The organism is Thalassospiraceae bacterium LMO-SO8, assembly GCA_031655335.1.
Lineage (GTDB): Bacteria > Pseudomonadota > Alphaproteobacteria > Rhodospirillales > Casp-alpha2 > UBA1479.
The window spans coordinates 1587946-1610697 of the sequence record CP134226.1; the positions used below are offsets into that span (position 1 = coordinate 1587946).

The 22752-nt window shown below is 66.0% G+C and carries 17 protein-coding genes; 1 reads left to right on the plus strand and 16 read right to left on the minus strand.

What is annotated here, in order from left to right:
• Positions 1–43 precede the first annotated feature (43 nt).
• The 5 genes from purH to RJ527_07700 form a co-directional block, all read right to left on the minus strand.
• Positions 44–1615 carry a bifunctional phosphoribosylaminoimidazolecarboxamide formyltransferase/IMP cyclohydrolase gene (purH, locus tag RJ527_07680; protein WND77611.1) on the minus strand — a complete coding sequence of 524 codons (1572 nt, stop codon included), beginning with the start codon at positions 1613–1615 and terminating at the stop codon, positions 44–46.
• A complete protein-coding gene (locus RJ527_07685; protein WND77612.1) occupies positions 1612–3558 on the minus strand; it encodes a nucleoside-diphosphate sugar epimerase/dehydratase in 1947 nt (648 codons plus the stop codon). Before RJ527_07685 ends, purH begins: the two co-directional genes overlap by 4 nt.
• Before the next feature lie 91 nt (positions 3559–3649).
• Positions 3650–4642: a glycosyltransferase family 4 protein gene (locus tag RJ527_07690; protein WND77613.1), complete on the minus strand. Its 993-nt coding sequence runs from the start codon at positions 4640–4642 to the stop codon at positions 3650–3652.
• Between the two features lie 8 nt (positions 4643–4650).
• Complete coding sequence (locus tag RJ527_07695) at positions 4651–5823, minus strand: glycosyltransferase family 4 protein (protein WND77614.1); 1173 nt, start codon at positions 5821–5823, stop codon at positions 4651–4653.
• A gap of 25 nt (positions 5824–5848) precedes the next feature.
• Positions 5849–7135, minus strand: coding sequence for a nucleotide sugar dehydrogenase (locus tag RJ527_07700; protein ID WND77615.1), 1287 nt, complete (start codon positions 7133–7135; stop codon positions 5849–5851).
• Between the two features lie 117 nt (positions 7136–7252).
• Between RJ527_07700 and RJ527_07705 the strand changes: the two genes are divergently transcribed.
• Positions 7253–8179 carry a hypothetical protein gene (locus RJ527_07705; GenBank protein WND77616.1) on the plus strand — a complete coding sequence of 309 codons (927 nt, stop codon included), beginning with the start codon at positions 7253–7255 and terminating at the stop codon, positions 8177–8179.
• On the opposite strand, the gene RJ527_07710 is transcribed toward RJ527_07705, so the two are convergent.
• The 11 genes from RJ527_07710 to RJ527_07760 form a co-directional block, all read right to left on the minus strand.
• Complete coding sequence (locus RJ527_07710; GenBank protein ID WND77617.1) at positions 8176–9540, minus strand: hypothetical protein; 1365 nt, start codon at positions 9538–9540, stop codon at positions 8176–8178. The two genes, RJ527_07705 and RJ527_07710, sit on opposite strands and share 4 nt — an antisense overlap.
• Positions 9537–10841, minus strand: coding sequence for an oligosaccharide flippase family protein (locus tag RJ527_07715; protein ID WND77618.1), 1305 nt, complete (start codon positions 10839–10841; stop codon positions 9537–9539). Before RJ527_07715 ends, RJ527_07710 begins: the two co-directional genes overlap by 4 nt.
• A 26-nt stretch (positions 10842–10867) precedes the next feature.
• A complete protein-coding gene (locus RJ527_07720; GenBank protein WND77619.1) occupies positions 10868–11983 on the minus strand; it encodes a glycosyltransferase family 4 protein in 1116 nt (371 codons plus the stop codon).
• A complete protein-coding gene (gene wecB / locus RJ527_07725; GenBank protein ID WND77620.1) occupies positions 11980–13032 on the minus strand; it encodes a UDP-N-acetylglucosamine 2-epimerase (non-hydrolyzing) in 1053 nt (350 codons plus the stop codon). The genes RJ527_07720 and wecB overlap by 4 nt, the downstream gene beginning before the upstream one ends.
• The gene (locus RJ527_07730) at positions 13029–14159 is read right to left on the minus strand and encodes a DegT/DnrJ/EryC1/StrS aminotransferase family protein (GenBank protein WND77621.1); all 1131 of its coding nucleotides are present in this window, start codon (positions 14157–14159) and stop codon (positions 13029–13031) included. The genes wecB and RJ527_07730 overlap by 4 nt, the downstream gene beginning before the upstream one ends.
• On the minus strand, positions 14156–15718 hold the full coding sequence (locus tag RJ527_07735; GenBank protein WND77622.1) for a Gfo/Idh/MocA family oxidoreductase: 1563 nt from the start codon (positions 15716–15718) through the stop codon (positions 14156–14158). Before RJ527_07735 ends, RJ527_07730 begins: the two co-directional genes overlap by 4 nt.
• Before the next feature lie 28 nt (positions 15719–15746).
• Positions 15747–16592, minus strand: coding sequence for a methyltransferase domain-containing protein (locus RJ527_07740; GenBank protein ID WND77623.1), 846 nt, complete (start codon positions 16590–16592; stop codon positions 15747–15749).
• Positions 16593–16739: 147 nt separating this feature from the next.
• Positions 16740–18677 carry an asparagine synthase (glutamine-hydrolyzing) gene (asnB, locus tag RJ527_07745; GenBank protein ID WND77624.1) on the minus strand — a complete coding sequence of 646 codons (1938 nt, stop codon included), beginning with the start codon at positions 18675–18677 and terminating at the stop codon, positions 16740–16742.
• A 3-nt stretch (positions 18678–18680) separates the two neighbouring features.
• The gene (locus RJ527_07750; protein ID WND77625.1) at positions 18681–19799 is read right to left on the minus strand and encodes a glycosyltransferase family 4 protein; all 1119 of its coding nucleotides are present in this window, start codon (positions 19797–19799) and stop codon (positions 18681–18683) included.
• On the minus strand, positions 19796–21736 hold the full coding sequence (gene asnB / locus RJ527_07755; protein WND77626.1) for an asparagine synthase (glutamine-hydrolyzing): 1941 nt from the start codon (positions 21734–21736) through the stop codon (positions 19796–19798). Before asnB (RJ527_07755) ends, RJ527_07750 begins: the two co-directional genes overlap by 4 nt.
• 7 nt (positions 21737–21743) lie before the next feature.
• Positions 21744–22679, minus strand: coding sequence for a class I SAM-dependent methyltransferase (locus RJ527_07760; GenBank protein WND77627.1), 936 nt, complete (start codon positions 22677–22679; stop codon positions 21744–21746).
• Between the last annotated feature and the right edge of the window lie 73 nt (positions 22680–22752).

Sequence of the window (22752 nt, forward strand, 5' to 3'; positions counted from 1 at the left end):
CCATGGTCCGCTCTGGTTTTGCGACAGGCTGTCCCTGGATGGATTAGTGGCGGAAGTGGCGCATGCCTGTGAACACCATGGCCAGGCCGCGTTCGTCGGCGGCGGCGATGACCTCGTCGTCGCGCACGCTGCCGCCGGGTTGGATGATCGCCGTGGCCCCCGCGTCCGCCGCCGCCATCAGGCCGTCGGCGAAGGGGAAGAAGGCGTCCGACGCAACGACGGAGCCAATCGCCCAGCTGTCGGCGTCGCCCGCCACCCGGGCCGCGTCCTGGGCCTTCCAGGCGGCGATGCGCGATGAATTGACGCGGCTCATCTGCCCCGCACCGACGCCCACGGTCGCCCCGCCCTTGGCGTAGACGATGGCGTTGGACTTCACATGCTTGGCGACGGTGAAGGCGAAGGTCAGATCGGCCATCTCGGCGGTGGTCGGCGCGCGTTTGGTGACGACCTTGAGATCGCCGACCAATCCCGCGTCGCGGCCTTGCAGCAGATAGCCGCCGGCCAGCGAGCGCACGGTCATGCCGGGGGCCTGCGGGTCCGGCAGGGCGCCGGTGACCAGCACGCGCAGGTTCTTCTTGGCCGCCAGCACGGCCCGGGCAGCGTCGTCGATGGCCGGCGCGATGACGACCTCGGCGAACAGTTCGGCCACGGCCTCGGCGGTTTTGGCGTCGAGCGCGCGGTTGACGGCGATGATGCCGCCGAAGGCACTTTCCGTGTCGCAGGCGAGGGCCCGCTGATAGGCGGCGAACAGGTCGTCACCCAAGGCCACGCCGCAGGGGTTGGCGTGCTTGACGATGACGCAGGCGGGTTTGTCGGAAAATTCGGCGACCAGCTCGAACGCCGCGTCCGTGTCGTTCAGATTGTTGAAGCTGAGCTCCTTGCCTTGCAGCTGTTCCGCCGTGGCGATGCCGGGCCGGGCCGGGCCGCCGGCATAGAACGCCGCCGTCTGGTGCGGGTTCTCGCCATAGCGCAGAACCTGGCGCCGTTCCCCGGCGAAGGTCAGGCGGGTCGGGAAGGTGTCGCCCAGTTGGCCCGCGAACCAGCTGGAAATGGCCGCGTCATAGGCCGCCGTGCGGGCGTAGGCCGTGGCCGCGAGGTGCTTGCGGAAGCCGGGCGTGGTGGCGCCCGCGTTGGCGGTCATCTCGTCCATCAGCTTGCCGTAGTCGGCGGTGTCGACCACCACGGTGACGTCGCCGTGGTTCTTGGCGGCGGCGCGGATCAGGGCCGGGCCGCCGATGTCGATGTTTTCGATGCAGTCGTCGAATTCAGCACCCTTGGCCACCGTCGCCTCGAACGGATACAGGTTCACGACCAGAAGGTCGATGGGCTGGATGCCGTGATCGGCCATGGCCTTCTGGTGGTCCGCATTGGCGCGCACGGCCAGCAGGCCGCCGTGGATCATGGGTTGCAGGGTCTTGACCCGGCCGTCCATGATTTCGGGAAAGCCGGTGAAGTCGGACACCTCGATGACCGGCACGCCGGCGTCCTGCAACAATTTGGCGGAGCCGCCCGTGGACAGAATTTCGACTCCCTGGGCGGCCAGGAAGGCGCCCAGATCGGCTAGGCCGGTTTTGTCGGAAACGGATATCAGGGCGCGGCGGATCGGCTCGGTCATGCTTGTTCGGCCTTCTTTTCCTGGGGGGGAGGGGTGGCGATGGTGCCGGTGAACTCGGGCACCAGGGCGGCGACGATCGCGGCGGCGGCGGCAAGGTCGCCCCGGCGGCAGGCGTCGGCGAGGCGGCGGAAGGCGGCCTCGACCTCGTCCAGGGTGACCAGGCGCGGGGTCGCCAGCAGCACACCCGGCTGCATCGTCGGCACCGGCGCCTCGTCGCCGTGAAAGATTTCCTCGTACAGTTTCTCGCCCGGGCGGATGCCGGTGAATTCGATCTTCACGTCCTGGTCGGGGATCAGCCCGGCCAGACGGATCATCTGGCGCGCCAGATCGACGATCTTCACCGGCTTGCCCATGTCGAGCACGAAAATGCGGCCGTCGGCGTCGCTTTTGACACCCAGCGCCGAGGCGGACAGGACCAGTTCCACCGCCTCGCGGATGGTCATGAAGTAGCGCGTCATCTCGGGGTCGGTGACGGTCAGGGGGCCGCCCTCGGCCAGTTGTTTCTGGAACAGCGGCACGACCGACCCGGTGGAGCCCAGCACGTTGCCGAACCGCACGGTGACGAAGCGGGTGCCGCGGCCCGAGGCCTTTTGGCGGCTTTCCACATCCATGGCCTGACAGACGATTTCCGCCAGCCGCTTGCTGGCGCCCATGACGCTGGTCGGGTTGACGGCCTTGTCCGTGGAAATCATGACCATGGCCTTCGCCCCGGCGTCGCGCGCGGCGCGGGCGACGCAGAACGTGCCGATGGCGTTGGTGTCCAGGCCCTCGGCCATGTTGTCCTCGACCAGGGGCACGTGCTTGCGCGCCGCCGCGTGGAACACCAGTTCCGGGGCGACGTCGGCGAACACGCGGGCCATCTGGTCCGTATTGCGCACGTCGGCCATCACGGCGCGGCGCGGGATGGCGGGAAAGCTGCGCGCAAGCTCCATGTCGATCTCGTACAGCGCGAACTCAGACAGATCCAACAGCACGATGCCTTGTGGCGAAAACTGGCAGATCTGGCGCGCCAGTTCGGCCCCGATGGAGCCCCCGGCGCCGGTGATCAGGACCTCGCGGCCGCCGATCAGGGCGGCCATGGCGGCGCGGTCCAAAGGCGTCTGCGGCCGGCCCAAAAGGTCTTCGATGGCGACCGGGCGCAGGTCCAGCTTGTCGGTAATGCCGTCCTTGAAATCGGTCATCTTGGGCAGGCGGGCGAGGCTCAAACCCAGCCGGTCGGCTTCGGACAGCAGGTCACGCACGACCGAGCCGTCCATGGACGGCCGGGTCAGCACGACCCGGCGCGGCTGGTCCGGCGTGCCGGCGAAGCGGGCCGTGGCGGCGGCCAGATCATGCACCGTGCCGACGACCTCGATCCCCCGGATGTATTGGCCGACGCGGCCCGGCCGCTCGGACAGCAGGCCGACGACCCGATATTCTGGATGATCCGTCGCGGCCAGCGCGCGGATGAACAACTCGGCCTCGTCGCCGGCGCCCGCCAGAAGCACGGGGATCCGCCCTTCGTTGGCGCCCTCGGACGGAACCGACGCGGCCCTGTCCTTGAGGATGCGGTGGACGAAGCGGGGACCGCCCAGCATGCCGATCAGCAAAATCCATTGGATGGCGAACACCGAGCGGGGAAAATCTTCCAGCCGAACCCAGATGAACATGGCGAGCAGGAAGATCAGAACCGCGAGGCTGACCGCCTTGGTGATCGTCAACAGGTCGTTGATGGAGGCATAGCGCCAGACCCCGCGGTAGAGGCCCGCGACATAGAAAACAACGGCCGCCGCAAGGGTGAAGAAGCCACCGGCGATCATCATCACGTCCACCGGCAATGTCCAGACGGCGTCGCCCAGACGCAGGTAAAGGGCGAGCGGAAAGGACAGTCCGGCCATGAAGATGTCATGGCCGTAGACGATCCACCCTCTCGGCGGAATGCGGCGGTTGGGCAATTTGAACAAGGCTAAATCCGTTGCCTGTGGTGATGCCGGCGCCGGGCGCGGTCCGGCATGACGTCTTTCGCCCCTGCTTTTACCATCACTGCCCGGAACCTCAAGGGTTCGCGGCACCACCCGGATATCGGAACAGGGCCAGCAGGCCGCCCGTCGCCCCCGCGGCGAGGGCCAGGGCGGGCCACGGGCCGGCCCAGGAAACCAGGGCCGCCGCCGCGATCAGCAGGGCGTTGAGGCCTAAAATCAGCAACGACACCCGGGCATGGCTGCGCCCGCCCTTGGTGGCCTGCTGGTAGAAATGGTCGCGATGGGCCCGCCAGGGCGCCTCGCCCCGCAAGATTCGCCGCGCCAGGGTCAACGTCGCGTCGGCCAGATAATAGGCCGGCAGGATGACCGCCGCCGCCCAGGCGCCGGCGGCGGCCATTTCCAACAACAGCCAGCCGATGAGAAAGCCGAGCGGCACGCTGCCGACATCGCCCATGAAAACCTTGGCCGGATGCCAGTTCCAGATCAGAAATGCCCCGGCGGCGGCGGCCAGGCAAAGCCCGAAGGGCGCGAGGGCGGTCGCGGCACCGCCCAGGGCGGTGACCGCAACGACGCCGAGCCCGATCCCCAGGCATTCGACGCCGGTGATGCCGTCGATGCCGTCCATGAAATTGAACAGATTGATGAACCAGACCCAGCCCAGGCCGACGCCGATCAGCGCCACGGGTCCCGGAACGGCGTCCGGCAGCCAGCCTGCCAGGGCGGGGTTCAGGGACAGGACCCAGGCGACGGCGGCGACATGGCCGGCGAACCGCAGCCCCGTCGGCACGCGGCGGAAATCGTCGACCAGGGAAATCGCGGCCAGGCCCAGGCCCGCCAGGGCAAGGGGAAACAGCGCAGCACCGCCCAGCCACAGCCAGGCCGGGACCAGGGCGGCCACGATCAACAGGCCGCCGCCCACGGGGGTCGGCCGGTGATGGCTGCTGCGTTCGTTGGGATGGTCGAGCAGCTGAAACCGGCGCAGCAGGGAGATCAGCGGCCCCGTGCCCAAGGCGACGCCGCCGAACACCAGGGCGGCCGTCAAAAGTGTGTCGGTTGTCCAGGTCATGGCGGGCCTTATGCTCCCGTGTCGTTCATGAGACGCCGGTAAAGCGTCCGCACCGCATCGGCGATCCGCTCCTGCGACAGCCGCGCCTCGACATCCGCCCGCGCCGCCGCCCCGAAGGCGCGGCGCAGGGCGCCGTCGGCGGCCAGGCGGTCGATGGCGTCGGCCAGGGCGGCCGGGTCCCGGGGCGGCACCAGCAGGCCGTTTTCGCCGTCGCGGACCAGGGCGCGGCAGCCCGGCACGTCGGCCGCGACCAGGGGGCGGGCGCAGGCGGCGGCTTCCAGCAGGCTTTTCGGCAGGCCTTCGCGGTAGGACGGCAGCACGGCGATATGGGCCGAGGCCCAGACGGCGGCGATGTCGTCCCGCTCGCCGGTCCACTCGACCAGACCTTCCGCCACCCAAGCGTCGATTTGTTCCCGGGTCACGGTCGTCGGGTTGCCGGGGTCGGGGGCGCCGATCAGGACCATGCGGATGTCGCGTCCGCGATCCTTCAATATCCTGGCGGCCTGGACGAAGTCCTCGACCCCCTTGGTTTTCAGCAGCCGGCCCACCAGGACGGCGCGCAGGGGCGTTGATCGGGGTTCGGGCGTCACCGGAAACTGGGCCAGGTCGACCCCGGAACCCGGAATAAGGTGCATATGGCCGTCCCGGCCGATGCCCCGCGCCGTCAGGAAATCGCGGTCGTCCGCGTTCTGCACCAGCATGTGAACCTGTGTGTGCCCGCACAGGCGGCGAAGCATTGCCATCAGCACCCCGCCCAGGACGCGGCTTTTCAAGGACCGCCCGCCGTCGCCGTCGGTGAACAGGATGCCGAGCCCGGTAAAGGCATTGAGGACAGCGGCTCCCCGGGCGGCGATGCGGGCCGCCAAGGTGCCGTACAGGATCGGCTTGGCGGCGACGTTGTGAATCAGGTGGGGGCGGAAGCGGCGCAAGGTGCAGATCAGCGCGGCGAGGTAGCGCAGATCGCCGATGGGCGACAGGCCGGCGCGCTCGACCGGCGTGTGGAACACCGTGATCCCGAGGGCGCGGATGGCGTCCGCATGGCCGGAAACCCGCGTCGCCACGGCGACCTCGAAACCCATGTCCATCGCGGCCCGCGCCATGGGCAGGCGGTGGCGCAGAAACGCCCAGTCCTCGGTCACGATGAACAGCAGCCGCGGGCGCTGGGGCCGCATGTCCGGCATGGCGATCAGCCGGCCCCGCCCGCCGTCACAGCCGCCACAGTTCGATCGTGGACGGACCGCCGTCCCGCGCCAGCCGTGCGCGGACATCGACGACCAGACCGTCATCGTCGGCGAGAAGTCCGGCGATCCAATCCCAGCCCCGCGCCAGGTAGGCCTCATGCGGGACGGCCAGAATCACCGCGTCGGCCCGGCCAAGGGCATCATCCGCCGCCAATTCCACGCCGAACTCGTGTTTGACTTCGGCCCGGTCGGCCATCGGATCGTGCAGCGTCACCTCGGCGCCGAAGCGTTCCAATTCGTGCGCGATGTCGATCACCTTGGTGTTGCGCACGTCGGGCACGTTCTCTTTGAACGTCAGGCCCAGGATGGTCACGCGAAACGACTTGATGCCGCCCCTCTTGGACAGGCGGCGCATGGTTTCGCGGGCGATGAAGGGGCCCATCTCGTCGTTGATGCGGCGCCCGGCCAGGATGACCTCGGGCCGGTAGCCGGCCATTTCGGCGCGGTGGGTCAGGTAGTAGGGGTCGACCCCGATGCAATGCCCGCCGACCAGGCCCGGCGTGAACGGCAGGAAATTCCATTTCGTGCCGGCGGCGGCAAGAACATCGGACGTGTCGATGCCCAGGCGGTCGAAGATCAGGGCCAGCTCGTTCATCAGCGCGATGTTCAGGTCGCGCTGGGTGTTCTCGATCACCTTGGCGGCCTCGGCGGTCTTGATGGTTGGCGCCATATGGACGCCCGCCGTGACGACGGCGCCGTAGGTGTCGGCGACGATGCGGGCGGTCTGGGCGTCGCACCCGGACACCACCTTCTTGATGGTCTCGAACCGGTGTTCGCGGTCACCCGGGTTGATGCGTTCCGGAGAATAGCCGACGAAGAAATCGCGGCCGTAGGCAAGGCCCGAACGGTCCGCCAGGATCGGCACGCATTCCTCTTCCGTCGCCCCGGGGTAGACGGTCGATTCATAGACGACGATGTCGCCTTTTTTAAGCACGGCGCCGAGCGTTTCCGTCGCGGCCGTCAGCGGCCCCAGGTCCGGCCGCCGAAGGCCGTCGATCGGCGTCGGCACGGTGACGATGTGAAAATCCGCCTTGGCCAGATCCGCCGGATTGTCGGTGAAAGTCAGGTTGGCGGCGGCCAGGTCCGCGGCCTCGACCTCGTGGGTGCGGTCGTGGCCGGCGCGGAGCTCATCCAGCCGCGGGGCCGAGATGTCGAAGGCGACGACGGAAAAGCCGGCGCGCCCGAAGGCGACGGCGACGGGCAGGCCGACGTAGCCCAGGCCGATCACGGAAATGCTGCGTTGAACTGTCATATCTTGGCTCTTAGCCTAATCCGGGCGGTTATAACAACTAGGTTCCGCATTGCGCGGCTAGCGCATAAGATCGCCGCGCACCGCCGACCGCCCACCACGAACGACCGGACCTTGAATATGCCCAACGGTTCCAAGACCGCGATTGTCATTTCTTCGGACGCCAATTACTTCGATCTGCTCATGGGAACGGTGCGTTCCCTGTGCGACCGGGCGCCGGAATTGGATGCCGATCTGTGCATTCTCGACGTCGGGCTGGCGGCGGATCAGGTCGCGGCTCTGAAGGACGTGGCGGCCTCGGTGGTGACCGTCGGCTGGGATTTCGATTTTCCCGGCCGCGACCGCACGCCGGGATATTTCAAGGCGATGGTGTCCAGGCCTTATCTGCCGGCCCATTTCCCCGGCTACGATACCTATATGTGGATCGATTCCGACGCCTGGGTGCAGGATGCGTCGGTCATATCGCTGTTTCTGGATGCCGCCGCCGATGGTTCACTCGCCATCGTGCCGGAAATCGACCGCGGATATGTCGCCCATTACAAGCGGCCCCGGCCCTATTGGCGGCGGCCCAGCCACCGCATGTACCGCTGGGCCTATGGCTGGGCGGTGGCCGACCGTCTGGGCCGCAATCCGATCCTTAATTCCGGGGCCTTCGCGCTGCGCGGCGACGCGCCCCATTGGCGGTTGTGGCAGACGGCGCTGAAGGCCGCCCTGTGCCGCTGGCGTCTGCGGCCCGGTATCCGCGATCTCTATGGCCGGATTTCCGAGCAGACGGCGCTCAACTACGTGGTATTCGGCGACAAGGCGCCGGCGACCTTCCTGCCGGCCTACTGCAACTGGCTGTGCGGCCATGGCGCGCTGAAGTTCGATCCCGTCCGCCGCCTGTTCGTGGAACCGCACGCGCCGCACCAGCCGCTCGGCATTGTTCATCTGGCGGGCGATGGCGTGCAGAATCGGACGTTCGAGATCGCCAAGCTGGGTGGTGGGACCGTTTCCACGGGCCTGAAGTATTCGGACGCCGCGCCGCTGATCGCACCGGCCGGTTAGACTCCCCGCCGCCGCCAGGCGGTCCACAAGACCAGCGTGGCGACAAGGGTCGTCCCGGTAATCAGCCCGAAGCCTGATTGCAGGACGGCATAAGGGTCCGCGTAGAGCAGCCGGAACGGCAGATAGAACAGCCAAGCCGCCCGCAGGGCCTGACCCAGCCATCCGGTGCTCTCCGTCAACCATCCGTCGAACAGCGCCAGCAGCGCGCCGAAGGCGGCGAAGGTAATCAGGACCCCCAGGGTTCCCAGGCTGTAATACCCGAATGAAAAGAGATCGACCGGAATCCACGGCAGCAGCTTCACATGCAGGCTCAGGATCATCGGCGGCAGGGTTTCGACGCCTGAGAAGTTGGGCAGCATGTAGGCCAGGCCCAGGGGAACGTCGATGAAATGGCGGAAGGCGATGGGGTCGGGCACCACGGTCAGGGTATGGGCGGCGGCGATATGGGGAAAACCGAAATCCGCGATGATGAACAGGATATGGTTGATGAGATCCGTGCCCATCTGATGGATCATCGCCGCGCCGATGCCAAAGGGGTCGCGCGAGAAGGTGTGGGGCAGGTTGGCGATGAAAACGCCGACCACCGCGACGCATAGCATGATCAGGATCGCAGCGGTCTTCGAGCGCATGAGGAACACCGCCGCGAGCAACGGCGTGATCAGAAAAGCGCAGAGTTCAAGCCGCCCCCCGACATGGATCACGCGGAGAAAGCCCGCATACCAAACGGCGGCGGCCAGCAACAGAACGACAAGACGCATGCGGCCCGGCATCCGAATGGCCGCGCCGATCAAAATTAGGAATGCAGGAAAGGCAACCTGCGACAGGACCTGCAGGTATCCCCATTTCGCGGGAAAATTGCCCGTCCGCACGTGAATGCCCATGTCGATGAGTTCACGAATTCCAGTGTACTGGGACGTATAAACCGTCATGGCCACAAGGGCGATTGCCCCCAGTGCGGCGCCGGAGAACGCCAAAAGGCCGGTTGGTATGCCCTCGCTGGAAAAGGCCCGAACCGGCAGGGCGCGCGTCGCGCTGTAGCCGGCAAGAAGGGCTCCGTAAGCGCCAATCAGGATAATCCCCGTGGTGATATAGGCGCCTTCGGGGAGTCCCAGGTGATCGGCAAGATCAAGAAGGTACAGGCGGATACCCCATGGGTTGGGGTCCACCGCGCCGCGCGGACCCGTCGCCCAGGAGGTGTCGGGCAGAAGCGCAATCAGGAACGGCGGCAGGCAATAGCCGACCGCGATCAGCGCATGCACTGCGGTCAGGAAAGTGATGCGCCGCGTCCGCCGAAAATTCAGGCCCTCGACAACCGTTATCAGGACGATCAGGCCCCCGCTCAAGATCAGGATCGGTGTCATTGTCGTGCTGCATCCATGTCGGCGGCGCGTGCCCAGGGAAGCAGCCCCGTGCGCCGGTAAATAATGGCGCTCGATATGCCCGCGCGGATGACCATCGCGACGCCGGTCGCCGCCGCGGCGCCCTCAATCCCGAAGCGCGGGATCAGGATCAGGTTGAGGATCAGATTGACCCCCAATGTCAGCGCGGACACAACGGCGTTCATGCGCTCGAAAGGACCGACCAGAAAGAACATCTCGACGGCGCCCATCAGGGAATAGGCAAGGTATGCCAAGGCGAGGATGGCAACGACGTCGCCGCCTGGTAGGAAATCCGGACCGAACAGGCCAAGAATCAGAGAGCGTCCGGGCAGGATCGCCGCCAGCATCGCGGTACAGGCCGCGATCGACAGCAACGTCGCCACGTTCATGCGGTTTTGAAGTTCGGCGGTCTTGCCCTCGGCGAACAGTTTGGCGGCCATAGGGCCGAACCGGGCGCGCACGGCGACCACCGGAAAGATCGCGAGCAGTGCGACCTTGGCGGCGGGGGCATACAGTCCCGCCTGTTCCGTGCCCAGGATATGGCCGATCATCAGGATGTCCATTTGCGTCAGCAGGATGGTCAGGCCGGTGATCGCGACATATGGAAGGCTGATCCTTAACCAGTTCCGCCAAGATGGCACGGGGCGGTCATCGGCTGCCGGCTCGGCCAATATGCTGGACCGCGCATAGGCCATGAGCACGATCAGCACACCCAGACTGACGCCCAGGTTCACGATCATCACTACGGCCGCGTCGAGCGCGGTGATCTGTGCAAAGGCAAAAACGGCGGCCAGTAAAGCGAGAGGACGGGCAATCTCGAACACCAGTGTCGATTGAACCACGCGCTCAAGCCCCTGCAACACGGCCGCCCGTTGCTGGATCAAGGCCATCACCACGGTCAACGCCAGGGCGCCGTATAGGGTGCCGCGCATTTCTTCGGCCGATTGCGGCAGCGTCCAGGTAACGGCGGCCCATCCGACGACCACGATGAATGCCCCTAAAATGAGGACGACCCGGTTGGAGAATCCGACGACCGCCATCATGGCCGCGCGATTGCCTTGGGCGCGGTATTCGGCGATGAAGCGGACCATGGACAGGTTCAATCCGGCCTGCATGACGATGAACAGGATGCTCAGCCAGGACAGGGCGAAGACGTAGGTGCCGTAGGATGCGACGCCGAGCCAACGGGCGAACAGCACGTGCGACACAAAGGCCAAGCCGGCGCCGGCCACATTGACGGCGAGGATTTTCGCGCCGTCGATGAACAGAAGGTCGTTCGTCACGGCGCGGATTGCCGAGGCCAGACGCATTAGATTCCGGATGTCCGGTCGGTCAGGCGCATCAAAACGTCCTGGGTGGCGCCCGCGCGGATGTCCCAGGAATGGGCGGCGGCGATGGCGTCGCGGCCTCGCGCCCCCATGGCCTTGACGCGCGCCGGGTCGACGGCCAGTTCGGCGACGGCGCGGGCCAGTGCCTCGGGATCTTCGGCCGGCACGGCCAGGCCGCAATCGTTGTCGCGCACCAGATCGGCCTGGCCTGGAAAGTCGGACACCACGGCGGGCACGCCGCAGGCGAGCGTTTCGAACACCTTGAGCGGATAAAGCCCGGTGCCCGTGCGGTCGCCCAGGTTGTTCTTCGGCACCAGGCCGCAGATGCTTTTGGCGACGATGCCCGGCAGCACGCGATAGGGCTGGCGGCCCAGATCGATGATGCCGGGGTCGGCGGCGGCCGCCGCCTCGACCGCCGGGCGTTCGGGCCCGTCGCCGACGATCACCAGATCGACGCCGCGCGGCCAGTCCGTCGATGCCTTGGCGGCCAGCAGCGTCGGGATGCCCTGCCAGCGGGCCAGCCCGCCGAAGAACACGGCGTAGCGTGCCGGCAGGTCGACGTCGCAGGTCGCGTTCGGATGGAACAGCTCCGTATTGGCGCCGTTGGGCACCACGTCGACCGGCGTGGCCACGCCCTGGCCGCGCACCCAGTCGGCGAGCTGCGGCGTCACGGTGATCAGCCGTCCGGCCCATTGGAACTGTTTGCGCCACATCCATTTGATGATGCCGGCGAGCGGCCGCGCCCAGGCATAGGCGATGGCGACGTCTTCATAAGGGCCGTTGATTTCGTGCACGATGGGCGCCCCCCTGAGCCGCGCCCAGAGCGATGCCGGAAAGGCCAGGAAGTGGGAGCGCACGTAAACCGCCTGGCCGTCCTCGAACGCCCGCATCACCCGCCATTGCAGGCACAGGTATTCCATCATTCGACGAGCAAGGCCGGGCCGCTTCCAGTTGCCCGAATAGGACGGCACGAACAGATCGACGGTCCAGCCTCGACGTTGCAGCCCGCCCACGATCTCGTGGATATGGGCATAGGACGCCTGCCCCTCGCGGGGCGCTTCCAGCGCGAGATAGAGAAGGTGCCTGCGCGCACTCACGCCGCGCCGCCGTCCTGGGTGAGGTAGGCCGCGACCGCCTGGGCGATGCGCCCGGCCGCGTTGCCGTCGCCATAGGCGTCGATGTCGCGGCGCGGGGCCGCGGTCTCCGGCGACTGCCACAGGCGGTTCCATCCGGCGTCGACCGTCTCGGTCCATTCCGTCTCGTCGCGCAGCGTGATGCAGGGCACGCGGTGGAAATAGGCTTCCTTCTGCAGGCCGCCGGAATCGGTCAGCACCCCGGCGCTCGCCTTCACCAGATGGGTCATCTCCAGATAGCCGAGCGGGTCCGTCACGGTGAGGCCGTCAAGCGTGAGCCCGGCCCGCGCCAACGCCGCCTTGGTCCGGGGATGCAACGGCAGGACGACCGCGCCCGGCCGCGCCTTCAGGAAATCGACGACCTTGGCCAACTGGGCGTCGTCGTCCGTGTTCTCGGCCCGATGCACGGTCGCGACCTCGTATTGGCCGGGGGTCAGGTCCAGGCGCGCAACGACGTCCGATCCCTCGGGCCGTTCGGCGGCGGCGAGCGCCGCATCGAACATCACGTCGCCGACCAGCATGACGCCGGCGGAGATGCCTTCCTTGGCCAGATGCGAGACCGCCTGCGGCGTCGGGCAGAACAGCAGCGCCGACAGGTGATCCGCGACGCGGCGGTTGATCTCCTCCGGCTGGGCGCGGCGGAACGAGCGCAGCCCGGCCTCGACATGGAACACGGGAATGTCGAGCTTGGCCGCGACAAGGGCGGCCGCCAGGGTCGAATTGGTGTCGCCGTAGATCAGCAGCCCGTCGGGCCGGTCCTGAAGCAGCACCGGCTCCAGCGCGATCAGCATGCGCCCGGTCATGTCGCCATGACCGCCGCCGCTGATGCCCAGGTTGTGATCGGGCGCGGCGAGACCCAGTTCGCGGAAGAACACGTCCGACATGCCGTCGTCGAAATGCTGGCCCGTGTGGATCAGCACCTCGTCGATGCCCGCGTCCCTGAACGCGCGGCTGACGGGCCCGGCCTTGATGAACTGGGGGCGCGCGCCGACGACGGTTGCGATGCGGGTCACGCCGCGACCGCTTCCTTCAACGCGGCCAGGATGCGGTCCTGGGTTGCGGCGTCGAGATAGGGATGCATGGGCAGGCTCAGGACGTCATGGGCCAGGGCCTGCGATACCGGCGTGCCGTTGCCGGCGCGGGGATAATGGGCATAGGCGGGCTGATCCGACAGGGCGACGGGGTAATAGACCGCCGTCGGCACGCCCTTCTCCTTCAGCGCCGCCGCGACGGCGTCGCGGTCGGCCACGCGGATCGTGTACTGGGCCCAGGCGCTGATCGCGCCGTCCACCACCGCGGGCGGCGTGGCGATGCCGGCAAGGCCTTCGGCGTAGCGGGCGGCCACGTCCTGGCGCAGATTGATTTCGTCTTCGAAGATGTCGAGCTTGGCGAGCAGAATTGCGGCCTGGAGGGTGTCGAGCCGCGCGTTCAGGCCGACCGCCACGTTGTCGTACTTGTTGGTGCCCTGGCCGTGCACGCGCAGGCTCCGCATGCGCGCCGCCAGATCGCCGTCGTCGGTCAGCACGGCCCCGCCGTCACCGTAACAGCCCAAGGGCTTGGCCGGGAAGAAGCTGACCGAGGTCGCGTCGCCCCAGGACCCGACCGGCTTGCCGCCGAGCGCCCCGCCGTAGCTTTGCGCCGAATCCGCCATCACCTTCAGGCCGTGGGCGTCGGCGATCTTCTGAATCGCCGGATAGTCGGCGGGCTGGCCGAACAAATCGACCGGGATGATCGCCTTCAGGGTCAGGCCGTTGTCCTTGGCGACGGCGATGGCGCCTTCGACGCTCGCCGGGTCCATGTTGAAGGTGTCGGGCAGGACGTCGCAGAACACGGGCGTGGCGCCGGTCAGCGCCACCACTTCGGCGGTCGAGGCGAAGGTCATGGCCGGCACGATGACCGCGTCGCCCGGCCCGATGTCCCAGGCCATGAGGACCAGCAGCAGCGAATCCGTGCCGCTCGAACAGCTTACGCAATGCTTGGCGCCGCCCATCTCGGCCAGGCGGGTTTCCAGTTCGGCGACCTCGGGCCCCATGATGAAACGGCCGTGGTCGAGAACCTTGGCGATGGCCCGGTCGACGGTATCGCCCAGACGGGCGCGCTGGGCCTGAAGGTCGATGAAGGCGATGGGAGAGGCGCTCATGAGGTGATTTCTTTCAATGTGCCGGTATCGGTGACTTTATATTTACGGCCTTCGCGCGGACAGGTCAGGTCGTCGCCCAAACGCTCGCCCGCGTGGCTGACCCAGCCGATACGCCGGGCCGGCACGCCGGCCATCAGGGCGTGGGCGGGCACGTCGGAGGTCACGACGGCGCCCGCCGCGATCATGCAGTAATCGCCGAGCGCATGGCCGCAGACGATGGTCGCGTTGGCGCCGATGGTCGCCCCCTCGCCGACCGGGGTTTCCCGGAAGTCGTCCTTGCGGTCGACCTCGGCGCGCGGCGTCAGGACGTTGGTGAACACGCAGCTCGGCCCGCAGAACACGCCCCGCCCCAGGGTCACGCCCTTGTAGACGCTGACGTTGTTCTGGATCTTGCAGTTGTCGCCGATGGTCACGTCGGGCCCGATCGAGGCGTTCTGTCCGACCACCACGCCGGTGCCGATCTTCGTTCCCGGCAGCACATGCGAGAAATGCCAGATCTTGGTGCCGCTGCCGATGGCCACGCCGTCGTCGACGACCGCCGTCTGGTGAATCTTGGCGCCGGGAAACCGGCCCGTGCCGATTGCGTCGCGTGTCGCGCTCATGTCCGTCTCCGCCCGTTCCAATATGCTCAATACCCGCATGCCTTCGGCGCCGTCCGTGCGGGGTGTTTCGCCCGTGGCGATGCATTCCAGGAAATGGCCGCACTCCATCGCCAAGGGTTCGCCCTCGTCCAGGGCGACGGGCATGGCCTCGGCCTTTTCCGGCGTCGGCACGCCGTCGCGCCAGTCGATGCGGTGGGGGTAGAGCAGCAGCTTGCGTTCCCACGGCTCGCCGTCGTTGAACACGGCCATGGCCTTGTCGCTGACGACGACAAGCTTCTGTTCCTTGAAGGGATGCAGCCAGGACACGAAGACATGAGCCTGCACGCCGCCGGGGAAGGTCAGATGCGTGGTCGTCACGTCGGCGATGACATCATGCAGGTAGCTGCCGCCTTCGGCGCGCACGGCCGTCGGCTCATCGCCGACCAGGGCCAGGATCATGGAAATGTCGTGCGGCGCGAAGGACCACAGGGCGTTTTCCTCGCGCCGAATCTTTCCCAGGTTCAGGCGGTTGGAATAGAGGTATTGCAGATTGCCCAGATCGCCCGCGCGGACCATCTCGGTCAATTTCATGAACGCCGGATGGTATTGCAGCAGGTGGCCGACCATGAGGATGCGACCGGCCGTCTCGGCGGCGGCCAGTACGCCCTCGGCCTCGGCGACGGTCAGCGCCAGGGGTTTCTCGACGAACACGTGCTTGCCGGCTTCCAGGGCCTGGATGGCGAGCGCCGCATGGGCCTCGGCCGGGGCGGCGATGACGACGCCCGCGATGCCGGGGTCGGCCAGGATGGCGGCATAATCGCGGGCCGGAACATCGTAGGTTTCCGACATCGCGGCGGCCAAATCCGGATTGGCGTCGGCCACGGCGGCCAGCGCCCCCAGCGCATGGAAGTTGCGTACGTGGTTCTTGCCCCAATGGCCGCAGCCGATGACGGCGACGGAAGGTGTTTTTGTGATCATTTAAATCGGTTCGTTGGCTGATAAGGGGTCAAACGGACTTATTTTCGTCGCCATCTTCGGAAGCCCCGACGGTAAGGGAAATAAAGACGCTATTGGTGCCGGGACAAATGGAAAACTCGTTGATTTGACCAGTGCTCAACAATAAATCCTTGAGATCCGTTTCGGTGAAATAGTTGAAGTGCAGCTTGTCTAGCGAAACGCCCTTTTCCAGATTACGTTCCCGGATCGCAAGATCGCGGGATACTCGAGGCCAAGTGAACAGGGAATAGAACAGAAACGATAAGGTTCGCGAAATCGCGTTGTGATTCTCGCGGCACAGACGGTCGGTCATATCGGCGACGCCGATACGCGCGATCAGGGGCGAATCGTGCAGGCCTGACCAAATCAGGACATGCCCGCCCCTGGTGATCTGACCGGCCAGCTCGATCGCTTTCTTGGCGTCCTCGAAATGGTCGAGAGATGTCGCGAATACGGCCATATCGAACTTGCGGTCAAGGTTCGCTTCTTTCAGGTCTTCCAGGCGACCGCACACGAAGGCGTAGTCACGGTCCAGATTTTCCGCGATGGGGTCGAGCCCGGCATAGTGAAGACGGCTTTCCAGAATACGGGCATAAGGCGGTACGTGATCGCCGATCCCGCATCCAAGGTCGATCAGGTTTTTCGCATCCCAGATCAGGGACCATTTGGCGATGAAGCCCCCGAACATGGCCATGATCGCCTTGGTTGAATCGGGGTAACCATCGAAGAGATGATGAACCCGGTATTCTTCAAGCGAGGCTTCGGTGATGTTGCGCCATGCGACGCTGCCGCCTTCTCCAAGGCGAAGGGTCTGCCGGTTGTTCAGAAATTCTTCTAGATTGATCATCTTCTTCATGTCCCGTTCGATGCGGGATCCTGTTTACTGGGAGAGTTGCAACTTTTTGATGATGTCGCAGGAACAATCTGTGGAGCGAACGAATGACCGCAGGAAAATACTCTCTGCCTACCTGATATACTTATTACAATCGCGGGGTGAAGATAATTATCCACCGTCGAAAGAGACGTCGAAAATCTCACTCCACCGGGTGAGGTTCGCCACCCGCCATATGTGCTGGGGCATGGGGCCGTCGCCGTCAACCAGGTCCGCCACACTGCGTGACAGGACGGCGTGGTTAAGGGCCGGGATGGATCGGGCGGCGTCCTTGTTGACGAGGGACGACAGCCTCCCTTCTGCTTCTCTCAACCAATCATCTTGCGGCGTGATGAAGCCGATCTTGTCACGCCTGTCCAGGATCGCGTTGGGGACAAGGCCGCGCATGGCCGCGCGGAATACGGATTTGGTTTCGCCCCGGTCGGAGATCAGAAAACGTTCGGGCAGGGAAAAGGCGAAATCGACAATCTCGGGGATCAGAAAAGGTACGCGGCTTTCGACGGCGTAGGACATGGAATTGCGATCCTGATAGCGCAACAGGGCGGGCAGGACTCGACTTTCCAGACTTTCCGCCAATTCATCCATGAGCACGCGGCCTTGGCGCGGCTGTTGGGGGGCATCCGGAATAACATTATTGTCGGCAAGCCAGCGTGCGTTCATCCAGCCGGGGACGAGATCTTCGCCGACCAGTTTGCGGGTGAGGCCTTGAAGGCTCGTCGGCAGTATGAACCGGGCGGCGCGGGCCAACATGCCGGCGGGGCCGGCCTGATCCCGGGCGCGACAGAGAAACCGCGCGGCCGATGCAAATTCGCCTTGCCGCAACATGCCCGCCAGTCGGGCGGCGAGAAAGGGAACATACCCCCCCAGAATTTCGTCCGCGCCCTGGCCGTCGAGCGTGACCTTAATCCCGGCGTCGCGAACCAGGGCGTAGACTTGGTTCTGAGCGAAAATGCTGGTCGATCCAAAGGGCTCGCCCTGGAGGCGGATGAGATTGTCGAGCTCCGCGGCCAGGGCGGAGCCGGTCGATGCCGTCTTGTGCATTGTCGCACGGGTCGCCTGTCCGGCGATATCGGCCCAATGTTCCTCGTCGTGGCGGCTGCCGGGTGCCGTGAAGGAAAAGGTGTGAAGGTCAAGCGCATCGCCCGCCTGCTTTCGCATGGCGCAGACGACGGCGGATGAATCGATGCCGCCGGACAGCGCCGCGCCGACCGGAACGTCGGCGCGCAGGTGAAGGGCCACGGACTTTTTGAACAGTCGACCGAGCTCGCTTGCCGCTTCATCGAATGAAAGATCGCAGGAGCCGATTGTTTTCGCCCGCCAGTAAGTGATCGGTTCGGGTGCGGCGGGCCGAGTCAAATCGACTACGGCAAAGGTCGCCGGCGGCAGGTGGTGTATGTCACGGAACAGGGTGCGGTCGCCGCGATCGGTCAGGCCGAAGCGAAGGTAGTCGAACAGCGCCTGCGGATCGACGGCGCGGTTCAGGCCGTCGAGTTCAAGAAGGGCTCCGGGCTCCGACGCGAAGGCCAGGTCGCCGCCGCGCATGGTCCACAACAGCGGCTTGATGCCGAAGGGGTCGCGGGCCAGCGTGACCCGGCGGTTGTCGATGTCCAAGAAGGCGAAGGCGAACATCCCGACCAGTCGGGGCAGAGTCCGCTCGACCCCCCATCGGATGATCGCGCTCAGAAGGACTTCGGTATCCGATTGACTTGTGAAGACGGCGCCTTCGGATTCCAGTTCGCGGCGAAGTTCAAGGTAGTTGTAGATTTCGCCGTTGGTGATCAGGGCATGACGGCCATCGGGCGCGACCATCGGCTGATGGCCGCCCGGCCCCGTGTCGATGATCGACAGGCGACGGTGGGCGAAGCCGACCCGCGCCCCTTTCGGCAGGCTGGCGCATTCCGCCGTCACGGTCAGGCCGCGGTCCGGCGACCAGCCGGCCGCACCCTGGTCGTCGGGACCGCGATGGGCGATGGCCTGACTGACGCGCGCAAGCTCCTGAGGGTCGACGCTGCGCCCAGGTCCGGCAAGGATGCCCGCAATCCCGCACATGGCTCAGTCGGCCTTCATCAATTGCATGAAACGGCCTTCGACGCGGTCGACGTTCTCGCGAAAGTTCGCGCCGGTGGTGACCTTGCGGTGCGCTGCTTCGGCGCGGCGTGCGGATGTGGTGGGATCGGACAGGGCCGCGACGATGGTCCGGGCGATCGCAGAAATGCTGAGCTCGGTGTAGAGAACGTCCACGTCCGGTGCGAAGAACGAATGCAGGCGCGCAAGATTGGACAGAACCATCGGCCGGCCACAGGCGGCGGCTTCGAGAACCGCTTGCGGAAAGCCGTCCGACGGCGGAATGCTGACGATCAGCTCGGACCCCGAGTACGCGCCGGCCATGGCCGCCGTCGGGCGCGCGGAGGCAAAGACGACGGCATGTGCCACGCCCAGAGCCTCGGCGCGCCGTTGCAAGTGCTCCCGGTAGGCCGTGGCGCCGCCGAACGTGCTGATCACCAAAACCGCCTGCGGGACCAGGCAAAGGACCTCGGGCCAGGCATCGACGAGCAGATCGATGTTGTAGAACGGATGCATGATGCGCGGGCTGAACACGATCGCCCGATCAGGGCCGATGCCGATCTCCCGCCGGAAAGCTTGTCCCGCGGTTTCGTCGAACCGATGGATGTCGAGGTCGACCCCCCAGATCACGATCTCGATGTTCGCGCGAGGCACCCCGAAACCGGCAACGACGTCGGCTAGGTCCGGCGTCTTGACCGTGATCAGGTCGGCACCGAGAAGGGCGCGCCGGGTCAACCAGCGGCCCAGCGGACCCAACGATCCCTGCTCGTCGAACAACACGTCACCGCCCATCACCGAGATCACCAGCGGCCGGCGGCCGAGCAGCCAGGCTAACCAGGTTCCAACCTCGGCGGCATAATGGGCGTGAAAAACATCGGCCCGCTGTCGCAGCAGGCTGGTCGCCGTCCACCACAGCAGGCGCAGCTTGCCGAGAAGCCCGCGGGTGCCGGATCGGGGAAAGTCGACAGGAATAACGTCGGAATGCCCCGAAACGGGGCTGAGCAGGCGCACGTCATATCCGCGCGCCGCGAAGGCCTCCGCGCGGGTCAGGACGTGGGGGCTACTTGCGGCGCCGAGCACGCAGATCGTTTTTGTTTGCGTTGTCACGCCCGAGGCTGCCAGGTTCGTCGCCAGGCCTGAAACATTAGCACGCTCCACAGTTCGGTCGTCCGGTTGCGCGTGCCGGCCAGGTGTTCGTCCCAGGCATGGCGGACCGGCGCCGGGTCAAGCAGGCCGCCCTCGGCCAACGCCGCCGGCGACAACAGATCCTCGGCCCAGTCGCGCAGCGGGCCCTTGATCCAACGGTCGACGGGAATGCCGAACCCCATCTTCGGCCGCTCGGTGAGCGCCGGCGGAACGTAGCGGTCGAGCACCCGGCGCAATATCCATTTTCCCTGGCCGTCGCGCACGCGCAGGCGGCGCGGCAGGGACCAGGCGAATTCGACGACCCGGTGATCGAGCAGCGGCACGCGGGCTTCCAGGCTGACGGCCATGGAGGCGCGGTCGACCTTGGTCAGGATGTCGTCGGGCAAATACATCAGGCTGTCCAGCAACTGCATGCGTTCCATGAACCGGGGCACGTCTTCCCGCACGCCGTCGTCCCAGGCGACGGTCGGTGTTTCAGTGGCCCCCGGGACCACGGCCGCCGGATCGCGCCAGGCCGTGATCAGGCGGCGGAAAAGCGCCATGTCGTCCGGCAGGGCCAGAACGTCGGCCAGCTTGTGCGCCTTCTGTCCGGGATGGCTGAGGTGCTTGGCGACGGGCAGGTGTTTCAGCAGCCGGTCCCAACTGTCTTCGCTCAGGCAATGCAGCATCCGCGCCGCACCCGCGCGCAGGGGGCGGGGAATGCGGCCCGTGCGACGGCGCAGCAGGTCGCCCCAGGCATAGCGGGTATATCCCGCGAACACCTCGTCGCCGCCGTCGCCGGAAAGCGCGACGGTGACGTGTCGGCGGGTCAGGGCCGCTACGAGGTAGGTCGGAATCTGGGACGAGTCGGCGAAGGGTTCGTCATAGAATTCAGGCAGTCGCGGAATGACGTCGAGCGCCTGGCCGGGGTCGACGTAAAGTTCCGTATGGTCGGTGCCCAAGTGCTTGGCGACGGCGGCGGCGTGCGGTGCTTCGTCATATCCATCCGCGTCGAAACCGATGGAAAAGGTCTTCACGGGCACGTCGCTTTGCGCCTGCATCAGAGCCGCGACGGTCGAGGAATCGATGCCGCCCGACAGGAACGCGCCCAACGGCACATCCGCCACCATGCGCCGTTTGACCGCGTCGCCGATCAGGGCGTCGGCTTCGTCGATGGCATCACGGTCGCTCAGGTCGCGGGGCGCGGACTGGCCGTCGTGGGCGATGCGCCGCAGGTCCCAATAACGCTCGACGCGGGCGGGCTCGTCGGCGCGCTTGAACAGCAGGCAGCCCGGCTCCAGCTTGAAGACGTCTTTGTATATGGACGCGGGCGCCGGCACGTAGTTGTAGCGCATGTAGGCGGCGAGGGCGGCCCGGTCGATCTCGGGCCGGAACCTTGGGTGGGCGTGGAACGATTTCAGCTCCGACGCGAACAGGAACAGGCCGTCGGCCTCGCCCCAATACAGCGGCTTGATGCCCAGGCGGTCGCGGGCCAGCACCAGGCATCGTTCCCGGCGGTCCCACAGCGCGAAGGCGAACATGCCGATCAGCTTGTCCATGGTGGCGCGCACGCCCCAATGGGTGAAGGCGGCGAGCATCACTTCCGTGTCCGAATGCCCGCGGTAGTCCGGCGTGGCCCCCGCCGCGGCCAAATCGCGGCGCAGATCCTCGGCGTTATAGACCTCGCCGTTGTAGACGATGACGTAGCGCCCGCAGGCCGAATTCATCGGTTGCGCGCCGGCGGGGCTCAGGTCGATGATCGACAGGCGGCGATGGCCGAGGGCGATGCCGGTGTCGTCATCGGTCCACACGCCGTCCGCGTCGGGACCGCGATGGACGAGGCGGTCGGTCATCGCCTGCACCGCGCTCGCCATCGGAACGCGGCCGCGCGGGTCGAGAATGCCGGTCAGTCCGCACATGTTGCGGCTAGGGGGCCTTGGAGAGGGGGCGCCGGGCGGTTCCGGCGACACCGTTTGAGCCCAGGCGGATGACGATGTCCTCCAACCCGGCTTTCTGATGCCAGCGCCGGAAAGTCGACGGCGTTTGCGGTGCGTCGAACCGCGGAGAGAGCATATCGAAGGTATCGAGATAGGCCCATTCGCGCAGCGTCTGGTCGGTGGCATTGGGCATTTTGCCTGAATAGTCGGCGATCAGAAGGCGCCAGATGATGGCTTGGCCGAAGGGGATGCGGCGCAACAGGCGGACCAGTGGCCACATGAAATCGATGTAGGCCTTGCACCAGCGATAAAGGCGTTCCGGATCCATGTTGCGCGTGAACGGGCGCACAAGGTAGCGGGTATTCAGAAGCCAGAATTTGATCGACTTCAGATAGATGTCGGTCGCCAGATGGCCGCCGGGTTTGAGCGCCGGCACCAGAGAGAGAAATGTCTTTTCCGGATCGGGTGTGTGCTGGAGCACGCCGAAGCACAGGATGCGGTCGAACGCAGCGCGGTTGAACGGCATGTGATAGGCATCGCCCTGGACAAGCAGCAGATTCGGATGCTCGCCGTTGGATTTGTAATTGGCGTCGACGGCATCCGAGAAGTCGAACGAGATGACGGTCGCTCCGGTGCCCAGCATCTGTTCGGTAAACCGGCCTGATCCCGATCCAGCCTCGAGAATCACCTCGCCTTCGAGGTTCCGTGGCCAGCCTGTAAATTCGAAGAATCGATCCTCGGTCATGGTGTGGCCGGACACGTGGTCGTACTGGGTCCGCGCGTGCAGGTTCCATTCAAACCCGAAATTCGTGGCGTAGTTTTCCGACGATACGAAACGGGGAATGAATTCGATGATGGGATACTCGGTGATCGCTCCGTCCGCTTTGGAATACAGGCGTCCTGTGCGCACCCGGCCATCGACCATCTCTTCAATTTTCAAATCAAGAGGGGCGTAGGTGCTTGGGCAGCGAAGGTGTTTTAGATGCTCAGGGCGCATA